The 15255-nt window shown below is 41.4% G+C and carries 5 protein-coding genes; all 5 read right to left on the bottom strand.

What is annotated here, in order from left to right:
• Positions 1-7: 7 nt before the first annotated feature.
• From JOE44_RS24575 to JOE44_RS24595, 5 genes are read right to left on the bottom strand one after another with little or no spacing between them, the layout of a single operon-like run.
• Complete coding sequence (locus JOE44_RS24575; RefSeq protein WP_209788771.1) at positions 8-2410, bottom strand: nucleotide disphospho-sugar-binding domain-containing protein; 2403 nt, start codon at positions 2408-2410, stop codon at positions 8-10.
• On the bottom strand, positions 2403-3185 hold the full coding sequence (locus tag JOE44_RS24580; RefSeq protein ID WP_149832975.1) for an alpha/beta hydrolase: 783 nt from the start codon (positions 3183-3185) through the stop codon (positions 2403-2405). Before JOE44_RS24580 ends, JOE44_RS24575 begins: the two co-directional genes overlap by 8 nt.
• Positions 3176-3475, bottom strand: coding sequence for a phosphopantetheine-binding protein (locus JOE44_RS24585; RefSeq protein ID WP_002977699.1), 300 nt, complete (start codon positions 3473-3475; stop codon positions 3176-3178). Before JOE44_RS24585 ends, JOE44_RS24580 begins: the two co-directional genes overlap by 10 nt.
• Complete coding sequence (locus JOE44_RS24590; protein ID WP_209788780.1) at positions 3463-7719, bottom strand: type I polyketide synthase; 4257 nt, start codon at positions 7717-7719, stop codon at positions 3463-3465. Before JOE44_RS24590 ends, JOE44_RS24585 begins: the two co-directional genes overlap by 13 nt.
• 19 nt (positions 7720-7738) lie before the next feature.
• Entirely contained in the window at positions 7739-14764 is a 7026-nt protein-coding gene (locus JOE44_RS24595) for a type I polyketide synthase (RefSeq protein WP_209788794.1), read from the bottom strand.
• Between the last annotated feature and the right edge of the window lie 491 nt (positions 14765-15255).

The following is a 15255-nucleotide window of genomic DNA, read 5'->3' on the forward strand; positions in this document are numbered from 1 at the left end:
TCATAGGCTATACAGAAGCTAATGTTGAATGTTCCTGCACAAAATTTTCTAACAGTTCTACCGCTTTATCGTTCCCTCCGGCAAGGGTAAATGTGTTTCGGACTTCCTGAGCGGCGGCTCTGTATTTCGGATTTTCCAATAATTCAAAAGTAGTTTCACGAAGAGCATCTACACGAAGTCTTTTATATCGGATACTCATTCCGCAACCTGCCTGCTCGATCAGTTTTGCAATATGGAAATGATCATAAGCAATAGGAGTGATTAACATCGGTAATCCGTTTCTAAAAGTATCGTTAACGGTATTGAAACCACCATGGCAGATCACCATATCCATTCTCTGCATCACTGCAGATTGAGGCACGAAACTGTTCACAATAAAATTATCCGGCCATTCTTCAAAGATTTCCGGTGGAGTAGCGGCAATCACCGTAACCGGCTGGTCTTTAAATGCAGCGATAATCTTTTCAAAGAAAGCTTTTCTGATATCTACCAGCAGCGTTCCCAATGATACAAATATCTTTGGAGTGGTGGAGGCGTTCAGTTTATCCCAGTCGAATGGGGCATCATTCGGACGGCCTTTTACCGGACCTACAAATTTCATATGAGATGGAACCGTTTCAAAACCAGCGAAAGCCTGTGATGTAAACACCATATTCAGTTTGTGAGAATGAATGTAAATACCTTCTTCATGAATGCCTACTTCTTTTTGAAGATCTTTGATTAAGTTCTGCTGCCATTCCCAGATTTTTGGAGCACTTTTTTCCGTATCTCCCATCACATCCGGTGGCACCGGAGTAGTGGTTACACAAGGAATATTATGTTTGTGAGCGAAAAGAGCTCCTCCGAAAGTGATACAGTCGTTCACAATAACATCCGGCATCCAGCTTTCTGTCAGTCTGGTAAGTCCCGGCATCATCATTTTAGCAAAAGGAACATAGGTTTCTTCCAGTGCCAGTTTCATGACTTCAGGTCCGGAACATGCGGGCCCGTCATCCTGTCTTTTCAGAATGCGGGCAATTTCCTCCTGATACGGAATAAGATCTTCTTCAGGATAGAAATAAGAACCTCCTTCAGGAATATGTTTGTTGTCTAAAGGCGTAATTCCGAACCATTTTACTTCGTGGCCGCGGGCAATTAAACTTGCTCCCACACTTAAAGTAGGGCTCACGTGTCCGAAGAACGGGGGAACTACAAATAAAAACTTAGACGGTTTTTCAGGTTTTGAAGCCTTCAATATCGCTTGCTCCAATAAGTTGGCTGCCGTAGCAGAGCCTCCTGCTTTCACAAAAGATTGTCCGACTTTCTGAGCTGCTTCTTTGTAGCTCGGATTGTTCAGGATTTGCTGTACAGCTTCTCTCAGGTGATTTCCTTTAAATCTGTTAAAATTAAGACGTTCACCAGCTTCTGTACGTACAACACGTCCGGCAACATGTGACTGGTCATAGGCAATCGGGATCACGACCAAAGGAATACCGTGTGATAGTGTTTCGGATACGGTATTGTGACCGCCATGGCATACCACACCGTCAAGATGAGGTAAAAGATCCAATTGCGGAACCTGCTGATAGACCATAAAGTTATCCGGCCACTGTTCGAAAAGCTGTGGATCAGAAACGACTATAACGGTTAAATCTTCATCTTTAAAGGCATCAATGACCTTTTGGAAGAAAGCTTTTTTATGATCATGATCGAAGGTAGTACCGATACTTACCAGGATCTTTTTGTTGTTTTTGCTTTTCAACTTTTCCCAGTCGAATTCACATGAAACACGTCTTTCGGTAAGAACGGGACCTGTGAACTGATATTGGGAAGGCAGATCATCCATTTCCCCAAAGAAATAATTGGAAGTAAGAACAAGCGTTAATAGGTCTGAGGTTGCCAGAGAGCGTTCTTCCTGGAAACCGAGTTCTTTCTGTAAATCTAGGATCTGATTCACTTCCCACTCGTGTACTTTTGGAAGCTCATTCATGATTTTAATGGCTGCCGGAGCGGTAACGGAAGTGGCATAAGGGATTCCAAGAGTTTTAGCGGCAACAGGGGCAGCAAATAACTGATGGTCTCCGATGATCAAATCAGGCTGATATGTTTTCAGTAAAGCAATAATTCCGTTATAGCAATGTCTGTTCAGCGGGATAAGAACCTCTTCGTACAGGAACTTAACGCTGTCTATACCATACACTACTTTTTTTGAAATTATATCGAGATACTGTTCACTTTCTTTCTTTTCTTCGTCGGTCTGATCGTATTGGATCAGTAATAATTTTCCTCCCTCGGGAAGTTTAGCCTCTAACGTTGGGTCGAGGCTGATCCAGGCTACTTCATGTCCTCTTTCCAGCAGGGTAGCACCGATGCTTAGGGTAGGGTTGACATGTCCTGTTAATGGTGGAACTATAAATGCAAATTTAGCCATGGTTTTGTGTTAAAATTTTAGATAAAAATTGAGCGATTGTTTCAGCGATGAGCTGAGGTTCCTGGATAGGAATATTGTGATCGCCCGGAATTAATTCAAGTTCAGACTGGCTGATTTGAGACTGAAGCCACTCACCGGTAGGTCTGCAGTTGGAGTCAGCGCCATAAAGCAATAAAGTGGAAGTTTCCAATCCCTTGAAGTCAGCTTCACCAAGGAAATGTTTTTCCCTGATCATATCTGCTTTAATGGTGGTCTGATTAAACAGAAATTCATACATACGATGGTTCTTTTCCATTTGTCTTTTACCCATCTGTACTTTGGTAGTGTCTGTAAAATTGGCGACATAGTGCTCAAGAAATTCTTTGCTATATTCATCAATGATGTTACGGGCTTTTTCATCCTGAGGATCCGGAGCTTCCATCACCACGAGCTGATTCACGCGGTCAGGATATTCTAAAGCTGTTTTCAGTGCAATAAGACCTCCGAAACTATAGCCTACAAGATGTACTTTTTCCAGTTGAAGGTGATCTATTAAACCTATTAAATCGGATGACATGTTGTCAAGATCGTACCCATCCAAAAAGCGTTCACTCATACCGTGGCTTTTCAGATCGTACATCACCACATGGAAATGCTTCGCCAGCACAGGGGCAATATTAAAATAATAAATGGACAGGTTACTGAACATACCGTGGATGAGTACCACGGTTTGTTCGGCTCCTTTGTTGAGTTCCTGTATATGAACTTGTCTGTTATTGACAGTGATTATTGGCATTCGTAGATATAATTGATGATCATACTAAGGTCAAGATTAATAAGCTGGTCAAGATCCATAGAAGATAACCAACCTGTAAAGTCGATCTGATCGCCAAAATGCGCTTTGATTTTTTCTGAGAAAGAAACAATCTCGATGCTGTCCATTTCAAGATCTTTGGTGAATGAACTTTCAGGAGTAATATCCATTTCTTCTACAAATTCAGCCCCAATCACTTCAGTAATAAAACCTTTTAATAAAGTAAAAAGTTCTTCGTGGTTCATTTTTAATGTTGCGTTTACAGTGTCCATCCGATAATATAATTTTTATGTTTAATAGTTTTGATTTCAATGTTGTTGATCCACAGGTGATCGTCTTTTATCATTTCGACTTCGAAGGCTTTAGGATTTCCTTTCAGTCCTGTTCCCAGGAACTTTCCGTAGGCTTCCTTGGCTACCCAGAAACGGGTGGTCCATTCGGCCTGATCTCTGTCTTTTAATAAGGCTAATTCTTTGTCGGTAAATACCATGTCGTAGAATCCTGAGCTGCGTTCTTCCATCAGTTCCATATCAATTCCTACAGATTTTCCATATCTCGCGATTCCTACGGCTTCTTTGCCTTTATGAGCTAGAGAAATATGAATATCTTCTGTAAAATCACTGATGAGGTAAGGTTTTCCTACTTCATCGGAACGAATTTCAAACGTGATCGGGAAGCAGGCATGATTTTTTTCCTGACGAAGAAGGTTTCTTACAGCATCTTTCACGGCTACACGGCTTACCATCCAGTTTTTCTTTTTGTTGGGTAATAACTGCTGGTGATGCTGTTTTTCCGTCTGGTTGAAATATCTTTTCAGGATAAAATCCCATGAAGCCACTCTGGTGTACGCCTGATGGAAAAAGAATACTTCAGGAGCAATCTCTTCCGAAAGCCTGTTGTGAAGCGGTGACATGGAAACATTCCATAACGGAGCATCTATTTCCAGTCTTCTGTTCTGCCAGCCGGTAATGGCGCACCATACTTTTCCGTCTCTTGTCAGGATGATATCTGCAATGGCAAATTCATCATTAAGCTCCGTCAGCATACAGGTGCATTCAAAAATACCTTCCTGGTCATGCATATCGCCGAAGAATTCAATATCTCTGATCTTTACAGGGAATGCAATACGGTCTTTCACCAAAGTAAGCTGCAGCCAAAGTCCGAATAACTGTCCTGCATTGTCCAATAGAGAACCTTTACCGCCGTTTCCTTTTATTTTTCCGATAATTCCTTTGTCTCCAACGGCTGAAACTTCAGTGATTCCCTGGTATTTGTCTCCATGGAACATGTGCATGTCATAGATTTCTTCAGGAGTTCTTTCGATAGGCAAAAGATTACCGATGGAAAGATTGAAGGCTGGTGTTGGAACCGAAGCGGATTTTAAAATTACTTCTGCGTTGGCAAAGTTTTCAATATCGAGATAAGCGTGGTTGGGTGATCGCCATTCTCCTTTTACGGTTTTTTCGAAAGGTTTGGCAACATTCATCCATTGGAATACACTTACATTCATGATTTTATGAACCAGTGTTCCCGGAATTTCGGCTTCTGCAATTTCTGCGAGCTGCTCAAAGATCATGGTCATCGGAATGACCGGTTCCATATCTGCGACATGAGCCCAACCTTTAGGCTGTCTCAACAGGCTGTGGTCAATCAGGTAAGGATGACTTTCAAGCGTTACATATAAGTCTTTTGAGAAGGTTGTACTTCTTGGTGCTTTTGGAGCAATAGGAGCTGCCTGAGCTACAGGACGTTGGATTGTAATCTCCGGACGGTTTTGGAATAAAGTCAATACTTCTTCCTGCATACGGATCATATCGGCAACGTTGTCTTGGAATGCCTGTACCAGCGGATGACCGCTTTTGGTGGCAATAGCTGAAGCAGTTGCGGTATATTGTTTTGGTGTCTCAAAGGATTGAGCCAACGCTTTCACTTCTTTAAAATTACGGATGATAGGTGAACCTAATTCCAGCTTAATTCCTTTTCCTGATGCTCTCTTCGTATGATTCTGAATCTCTAAAAAGTCAAGCGCAATGGTTTTCCCTTCTACAAATAATGAAGCGACTACACGTTGTAACTGTGCTAATGCAGAGCGGGTAGGAACACTGGAAGCAATAGTACTGAAGGCTTTTCCTTTTAAGGTATCATCAATAAATCCGATCAATCCTCCTGTACCCACCTGAATGAATACTCTGACTCCTTCTTCGTATAATGTATCGGTCAGCTCACGGAAACGAACAGGCTGAACCAAATGCTCTGCACTCAGTTTTCTGATCGCTGCCTGATCTGAAGGATAAGGTTCTAAGGTTGTGGCTGACCACAATGGGATTTTGGTCTGCTGGAACTGCGCTTTTTCCATTCCCGCCAGGATTACATCCAGTTTATCAGCAATAAAAGGAGAGTGGAATCCTGATTGGAACGGTAGCACCTGATGGAAAATCTGTTTTGCCTTTAACAAAGGAATCAATTCATCCAGAGCAGCATTGCTTCCGCAAAGAATGACCTGATTAGGGCAATTGTCATTGGAAATATAAAGGTTTGAAATTTCGTTAATAAAAGGTTTTATGACGTCAATTCCTGCACCTATAGCGATGAACTTGGAATCTTTTAATTCAAATGTTTCAGGGTGAAGTACATCGATTAACGCTTTTACAGAATTGGCTTCTGCTAATTCGGACGAATATCCTGCCAGCCATTCTCCTAAACTGTGTCCGGCATTCATATCGGGAATAATTCCCAGCTTTTTCAATGAATTATCAAGGATACTGCAGTTGTTGAAGATGTTTAAAGCATCGGTTAAAAGACCTTCTCCTTCTGTTTCAATAGGAGCTGTCAATCCAAAATAACGGCTTACCGTCTCCACTTCACCTTTTGCAAGACCATCTAAGCCCGGAAATACAAAGGCTACTTTACCACCATCTTTTAATAATGGGGTAGAGGTGTACCAGATGTCCTGTTTGTTTTTCCAGATAATATTTTTGGAAACAATTTTAATGGCTTTTTCTATTCTTGCAGGTGTTGGATCGAATATAGCAACTCTGAAATCTCCTTCACCAATGGCGGTTTCATTATTTTGTAATGCGTAAAGCAATTCTTCGTGCGTAGGTCTGGCTAATATCAGTACGTGGTCTTTTTTCGGCATATCATAGCCTTCCAGAACAACGTGTGCATTAATTCCTCCAAATCCGAAAGCATTTACTGCTGCTACTTTTGGAAGTCCGGTTTTTGACCAGTTTTTGGCTTCCTGTACCGGTTCAAACCTTGTATTCTGCATCTCCGAGGTTGGATTCTCACAATATAAGGTTGGCGGTAAAATATCATGGTGTAAAGCCAGACAGGTTTTAATTAATCCTGCAATTCCGGCTGCCGGCATAGCATGACCGATATTGGACTTTACAGATCCGATACCCGCTGCCGGAGTCGATTCTTCTTTTCCGAAGAACTGAGCTAACGTCTGAAGCTCTGTTTTATCTCCAAGGGGTGTTCCTGTGCCATGAGCCTCAAGATATCCCACTTTATTTTTATCTAAATCAGCATTGATCCACGCCTGCTCTAAAGCCTTTAACTGACCTTTTACAGATGGGCTCATTACGCTGGTTCCGGTACCATCACTGCTTACGCCCACCCCTTTGATTACGGCATAGATTTTATCCTGATCGCGAACGGCATCTTCCAATCGTTTTAACACGACAAAACCACAACCTTCACCAATCAGTAATCCGTCAGCATCCACGCTGAACGGTTTGATCTGCTGTTGGCGGGACATGGCTCCCAATTGAGCAAAAATACTCCAGAAAGCAGCGTTCTGTCCTGTGTGGACTCCTCCTGCAATCATGATATCAGAACGACCTCTCTGAAGTTCCTGCACGGCATGATCTACAGCAATTAATGCAGAAGCGCAAGCGGCATCTACAGTGAATGCGGCTCCTCCTAAATTGAAACGGTTGGCAACAAGAGAAGCAACGAGATTGGGAATTAATCCCATGGCGGTATCGGCTGCAAAACGTCCTTTACGCTGTTGGAAAGCATGTTTTACCTTTTCAATATCTGCGGAAGAAACATGAGGCAGTAATTCCTGCAGTAACGAAGAAATCTGTTCTCCGGTTCTTACAATTTCAATAGCGCGGGTAGCTCCCGGACCGGTATAGTTTCCTTTACCGATGATGATTCCCGTTTTTTCAAGAGAAATGTTCTTTTGAAATACGCCGGCATCTTCCAGGGCTTTCTGCACCAGATCAAGGGTAAGCAAATGGTCAGGTTCCGTTCCTTCAACGGCCAATGGTAAGATACCAAATGCTGTAGGATCGAAAGTATAATCAGGGATGAATCCTCCACGCTGACAGTAAAAACGGTCAACGGGACTTGTGGCATCACTGAAATGCACGGGATCTATCCGATCGGCCGGAGCCAGTTCGGTAGAATCAACTTTATTGACAATATTCTGCCAAAAAGTGTTGGCATCCTGTGCCCCGGGAAAGACACAGGATAGACCAATTACAGCAACATCTGTTTTTTTCATATTGAGTTTATGCAGTGTTTTACCAATTATTTCCTGACATGATCAGCACCTGGCTTTCTGTTCCGTATTTGATTTCGTTAAGGAAGATTTCTTTCCCTTCATCCAATGGAATCATAGAAATACCTCTGCGTTCGTATTCTGATTCAAGGGTGGCAGAAACCATTCCGGCACCTTTCCAAGGTCCCCAGTTGATAGAGATCACTTTTCCTTTTAATCTTTTATTTAAAGCATTTGCGTAATCATCTAGTACACTGTTGGCCGCAGCATAATCTGTCTGACCTTTGTTACCGTATACGGAAGCAATACTTGAGAATAATACTACAAACTGGCAGTCTGAACGAAGCTGTTCTGCCAATACACGAAGGGGTTTTACTTTGGTATCAAATACACGTCCGAAAGAGCTTGTCGTCTTTTGTTTGAATAATTTATCTTCTAAAAGACCTGCACCATGGATTACTCCGTCCAAACGGTTATATTTTTCATAGATACTGCTGATCAGATTGCTTAAACCTTCTTCGTCACAAAGATCCAATGATTGGTAAATAATGGTATTTCCAAGTTCTTCCATATCACGGATCGTGCGCAGGATCTGATTGTTTTTGAAAATCTTCGTCGTTTCTTTTTCTATTTCTGCAGGAGATGTGAATTGACCTGATTTGATTAAGAAGCTTCTGATTTCTTCTTTGGTTTTCATTCCTTCAAAGTCTTTAGCCGAAAGTTCATTTCTTGGGTCAGCAGATCTTCCTACCAGAATATAAGTACACGGATAAGCCTGAGACATATGCTTCACCAATTCAGCCGTGATTCCTTGAGCACCTCCCAATACCAGGACCACAGATTTTTGATCTAACTGGATATGCGCTTCATTCAGACTTGTTGATAATGGAGACGGGATGATATCTACTTTGTGTCGCTGGTCATTTTTGTAAATGATTTCAGCAGGTTTATCGTTGGTCAAAATCTCTTTTAAAGTAATCTCAGCAATCTGATCTACTTCCTGAGGAGTGCTTAGACTGATTAATCTGCAAGTGGTATTGTCAAATTCTCTTGCTAAACTTTTGAAAAGCCCCGGATATCCCTGGTGGTGGCGTAATATGCTTACATCAGAAATTTCCTGAAGATGTGCAGGAATATCAGAGATCAGATATACCCATTTTGCTTTATCAAAATCCAGCTTTTTGATCAGGTCTACATGGTCGATAATGCTTGGTTTATCAACTGTTGAGAACAGGTCCAGCATAATTAATCCATCAACATTTGAAAGATCTTTTTCTGAGTCTACCAATTCTACGATGGCTCCATGTTTTTCCAGTGCTTCCCTGATCGCTGAGGTTTGCTTGCTGTCATCCTGAGTGATGGCAAAACGTTTTCCCTGCAATACTTCTGTATTTTGTACTAAAGAAGCATCGGTTGGAGTAATATCAAAGCGAAGTCGGGATAATACATTTTGAGCTGGCTCTGCAGTGTCTGTTGCTTTTACTTCCTGAGCTGATTCATTGGTTTCCCCATTCATTTCGCTGATCCAGCTTGCCAGACCACGAAGGGTTTTAATGGCAGCCAGTTTTTCCATAACATCGTCTGCCTGTTCAAGGTTTTGGCCAAAACCAATTTTGGTTTTAAGATCACCGATGATTTCCATACGTTTAATGGAATCAATACTCAGGTCAGCTTCCAGATCAAGATCAAGACCTAACATTTCTTTTGGATAACCTGTTTTTTCACTTACAATAGTTAAAATGGCATTTTGAAGATCTTCAAGAGAGAATGCCGGCTGTGTCTGTGATTTTGAAACTGATGATTCAGCTGCTGTTTCGATTTTTTCTGAGGCAGTTGTTGTATCTGCTCCCGAGAATTCTGTAAGCCATGAAACAAGGCCGCTTAACGTTTTTATTCCGGCTAATTGTTCCATAACGGTATCTTCACTGGTGTTTCCGTTGCCCAGAGTTCCCAATTCATTACGAAGTGTTCCGATAATTTCTACTCTTTTAATAGAGTCAATACTTAAATCAGCTTCAAGATCCATTTCCATACCCAGCATTTCCTGTGGATATCCTGTTTTATCACTTACCACCTGAAGTAATAAGGATTTGATATCTCTTGACGGAGCTTGTTTTACAGGAACCACAGCTACAGGTTTTTCCTGATGAACAGGCTGATCCGGAATGGCAGATATAGGTTGATGTGCAGGAGCTGGTATTGGTGAATGGTATACAGGAGCAGGGAATGCCTGAGGATTCTGTCCCATAAAGGAAAGCATCACATCACGCTGTGCCTGTATCATTAATTTCATGCTGTTTAAATATTCCTGCAGCATACGTTCAGCAGTAGACTGAGCTTCAGTTGCAGGTGCCTGTGGGTTATTCGTAAAATTGTTCATGGGAATAGGGTTTATTAGTGGCAACGCACCATTAGATGGCAGATTACCAGTAGTTGGATGGGCAGTTTGCCCGTTAACACGCCAGATAGCAGGGCTTTTCTTATAAAGCTCAGGTTGGTTGATATCAATAACCTTAACGCTTCTGCCATCAAAAAGTTTATTAATATTGAAGCTGCGGCCTGTTCCTAAATATTGAGCCAGCATGCAAAGCAGATGACTGAATTTATTACGGCTGTTGTCTTCAACGTATAAGGTAAGCTGATCTTTTTCCAGGCAGGATTTGGCCAGTCCGGTAAGTACTTTTCCTGGTCCTACTTCAATGAAGATCCTTGCCCCATCATTATACATGGCCTGAAGCTGTTCTACAAACCTTACAGGCTTTACCAGATGATCAGTAAGTCTTTCTTTTATTTCTGAAGGATTCGCTGGATATACTTCTGCCGTGGTATTGGACCACACAGGAATCTGCATTTCCTGGAAAGGAACGTCTTTCAAGACTTCAGCATATAAATCCTTGGATTTTGCCAATAATGGACTGTGGAAAGCACATGCTACTTCCAGTTTTTTAGCAGAAATACCTTCCTGTTTAAGAACCTCCAGTAATGTATTAATCGCTTCTGTACTTCCTGCAATGACACATTGGGTAGGAGCGTTGAAGTTCACAGGATAACATCCTTCTACTTTAGCAATGATCGGCTGTAAACGTTCCGCAGTAGCACTTGCAGCCAGCATTGAACCAGGATCTCCACCTTCCACTGAATCTAAAATAGATTGAGCTCTCTGAATACTTAAGTCAACCAGTTTATCTTCTCCAAATACTCCGGCAAAACATAAAGCCGGTATTTCACCATAGCTGTGGCCTGCCAGCATATCCGGAATAATACCCAATGATTCCAGGAATTTAGCCAGTGCAAGGTCTACAATTCCTAAAAGAGGTTGTGCTAAACGGGTATCTTTAATGGTTTCTTTTTGTTGTTTTAAGTCAGCCTCATTAAAGGTCTTAGATGGGAAAACGACTTTTTCAAGTTCAGGATACTCATCGATAATCTTACGCATAGCAGGGAAAACGACGAATAAATCACGAGCCATATTGATTCTCTGGCTGCCTTGTCCAGGGAATGTGAACGCTACTTTACCTTCTTTTTTATTTACAGTAAAAGTATCTTTTGTCTCAATCCCTAGCAGTACTAGCTCAAGCTTCATCATCAGGTCTTCAACTGTATCCGCTACAATACTGAACTGAATTGGTTTTTCCGAACTGATGCTTAAGCTATAAGCAATATCTTTTAATGGAATACCATCATTAATTTCTAATAAAGCCTTAATCTGGCCTGACTGCCCTTTGGCTTCTTCATACGTATCTCCACGGAAAACAAATAGTTCCGAAGGCCACGATTGCATTGCGATTGAATTATCCTGCTTAGGATGGTTGGCAATAACTGTATGGAAGTTCGTTCCTCCAAATCCGAAAGCACTGATTCCGGCATAACGGTTCTTCTCGCTCCATAGTCCACTTTCTGCATGGAAAGCAAATGGGCTGGTTTCTGCATTATAATACGCATTAGGCTGCTGAAGGTGAAGGGTAGGTGGTTTTACTCCGTGATATACAGCCAGGGAAGCCTTGATTAATCCTGCTAATCCTGCCGCACATTTTGTATGTCCGATCTGTGTTTTTACAGAACCTAAATGAGTCTGTCCGGGTAAAGCTCCTGAACGGCTGAATAAATTAGTTAAGGCACTTAATTCAGTTTTATCACCTACAACGGTTCCTGTACCGTGAGCTTCCACTAAACCTACGGAAGCAGCACTGATACCAGCCTGGGAATAAGCACGTTCTAATGCTCTTACCTGACCTATTTGTCTAGGAGCCGTCAATCCCAATGCTTTTCCGTCACTGGATCCGCCAACTCCTTTGATCACTGAATAAATACGGTCACCATCGCGTACTGCATCTTCATATCTTTTTAAAACAAGAATGGCAATACCTTCTCCAAGAGCGATACCGTCTGCCTCGCCATCGAAAGTAGCACATCTTCCTTTTCTGGATAAAGCATGCGTACTGGAGAACATCAGATAATCATTGATTCCGTTGTGTAAATCTGCTCCTCCGGCAAGAACCATATCCGATTTACCTAATACAAGTTCCTGGCAAGCCAAATCAATAGCGGCCAAAGAAGAAGCACAAGCTGCATCTACGGTAAAGTTTCTGCCTCCAAGATCCAGTCGGTTTGTAATTCTACCAGCGATAACATTGGCAAGAATACCCGGGAATGAGTCTTCTGTGGTATGTGGGAAGGCTTCTTTTACTTCTTCATGAAGTTCTCCGAAAACCTGTTTATAGTATCCTCTGAAACTATAGCTGTTGGCAAGGTCATTACCTCCTTCAGCTCCGATAATTACAGAGATATTTTCTCTATTGATATGTTTTTCACCATATCCTGCATCTTCCATTGCACGTTTTGCGACCAATAAGGTCAACAATTGTGTAGGTTCAATCGCTGCAAGAGACTGTGGCGGAATTCCGAATGCCAGTGGATCGAAATCAATTTTAGGAATAAATCCTCCCCATTTGGAATGGGATACATCCGGTCCGTCAGAATCGGGATGGTAATATAATTCTTTATTCCATCTTTCATCCGGTACTTCAGTAACACTATCTTTTCCTAAAATAATATTTCTCCAGTATTCATCCAGGTTTTTAGCGCCCGGGAAGATACATTCCATTCCTACGATAGCAATATCCAGTGGCTTTTCTGTTGAAACAGGTTCCTCTGATAATACAGCATCCTGAATATATGCGTAATTGTCTACAACACTTTGATGCAGGGCTGCCAATGAGATTACACGATTATGCATCGTAGCAACCTGTCCTATCATGTACATTCCTAAATCCAGTTGATCATCTTTAGGAATATTGACCAGTTTGTCGCCTTGGCGTTCAATACCTTTGGCGGCAATACGCAGACGGCCTACATTTAGTTTTTCAAGCTGTTCCCAGACTTGTTTCTTATCCATTCCGGCAGCAAGAAGTTTTGCTTTTTCTGTATTGAAATGGTAGGCAAATGCAGTGTTTAAACAACGTGTTTCATGTCCCGGAGCTGTTTCCAGTAAAACGGTATCTTTTGCCTGCATAGCTTGAGACTGGAACTCTTCCTGAATAGCTCCGGTTTGTACAGCCTCATGAGTATACAGATAGGCAGTACCCATCAATACTCCAATTTTTACTCCTCTAGCAGCTAATGGTGCAGCCATGATGGAAACAAATGCCGTTGAAAATGCATTATGAATTCCTCCTGCAAAAAAGACACTGATTTTTTCAGGATGGTCTTCTTTTAAAATACGTTCAATTTGTTTTTCCCAAAGTACTGTACTTGAAAGTGGTCCTACGTGTCCTCCGCATTCACGTCCTTCGAAAATGAAGTTTTTAGCGCCTTCTTTCAGGAAAATATCCAGAAGGGCAGGGGAAGGAACGTGTAGGAATGATTTTATTCCGGCCTTTTCAAATACTTTGGCCTGAGCAGGTCTTCCTCCGGCGATTAAAACTACGGGAGGTTTTGCCTCTAATATATAGGAGGTCTGTTCATCTCTTAATTCCTGTGGTGCGAATCCTAAAATTCCTACACCCCATGTTTTTTCACCAGCAAGTTTTTTGGTGTCCATTACCAAAGACTTCGCGGATTCTCCTTTTAATAATGACAAAGCAACAAAAGGTAAAGCTCCGGCATCTGCAACTGCATTGGCAAATGATGGGACATCACTTACACGGGTCATTGGCCCCTGAGCAATAGGGTATTGTAATCCCAGTTCCTGAGCTAAAGAGTTGCCTTTATCAATGACATTCAGTGCTTTTGCCTGCTTCAGGTGTCCATACATGGCTTCTTTAAATCCGAAAATCAGTTTTTTCAGTGTTTTGAAGTCTTCATACAGGTCAATTCCAAGCGAAATGTCTTGTCCCATTGGGATGTAACATGTGCTAAGGTCAAAACCGGTAAAATATTGTTTCAGCTCTTCAGCGGTTACGTTTTCAGGTAAAGCCGGTGAATTGGGTCTTACCAATACACGATGGTTCGCGATCACCTTAGTTTCTGTACCATTCAGTTTTGAGCATACTTCTTTCAGATCCTTAGGAACGGAACTTTCCGGGAACAATGCCAGCTGGCTGTCCAATATAACTCCGGTTGCTCCCAAAGCTTTTGCTGCGGCTGCGGTATGGAGACCTATTCCTCCCTGTACCCACACCGGAATGCTCTGGATTTCCTTGATCACACGCTGGAATAATACAAACGTGGATTCATAGCCTACTAATCCGCCAGCTTCATTTCCTTTGATAATAATTCCTTGTGCTCCCGCCTGTTCAGCTTGTCTAGCTTCTTCTAAACTGGTTACCTGATAAATAACAGGTACATTGAGTGGCTTAGACATTCCGAACGGTAGGATCGCAAATCGTACTTTTTCCGGAATTTGAAGAGTAGTGAATTTGTCGTTAGAAAAATAAATACCATACGATGGTACGTCTATCTGGTCAAGTTGATGTAACGCTTCCTGGGCTTTCGTTAGCTCATTTCCTAAACTTAGAACGGGAAGTGCACCTGCCTGATGCAGTTTAGATATGAGGTTAACGTCCGGCTTTTCAAAAGGCGTCAATCCAATAATGGTTAGTTTTTTCATGGCGTGTTAATTGAATTATTGAATGATAGCAAGAGTTCCATAACAGAATGCAAGGTCTTTCGATCGTAAGACCATTACTCTTTGCTACGATATAGTAAAAATTGTTTTTATTAAATCGTTAACAATAGGTGTTGTTTTGTGGTAATTATTTAATAATCTATCGGTATTGGATAGATTTTGGGTTGTGGTAGTTATATCCGGCTTTTCAAAAGACATCAGCCTGATTTTGGTCAAGTTTTTCATAGCATTTACGGTATAGAAATGATTAATGATAACTCATAGCAAAACATCAATGTTATTCATATAAATAACAATTTTTTGTTATGAGGAAATAAAAATAATAAAACTATAATATATCTTCAATTATAAATGCTATTTGATAATGATTTTTTAATATGAAAATATCAATTATTCAAATACTATTAAAGTATATTTATTGTTTCCTTATTCTTAGAAACATGGCCGGTACAATCTTTAAATTTTAACTATAA

Source organism: Chryseobacterium sp. PvR013 (assembly GCF_017833095.1).
Taxonomy (GTDB): domain Bacteria; phylum Bacteroidota; class Bacteroidia; order Flavobacteriales; family Weeksellaceae; genus Chryseobacterium; species Chryseobacterium culicis_A.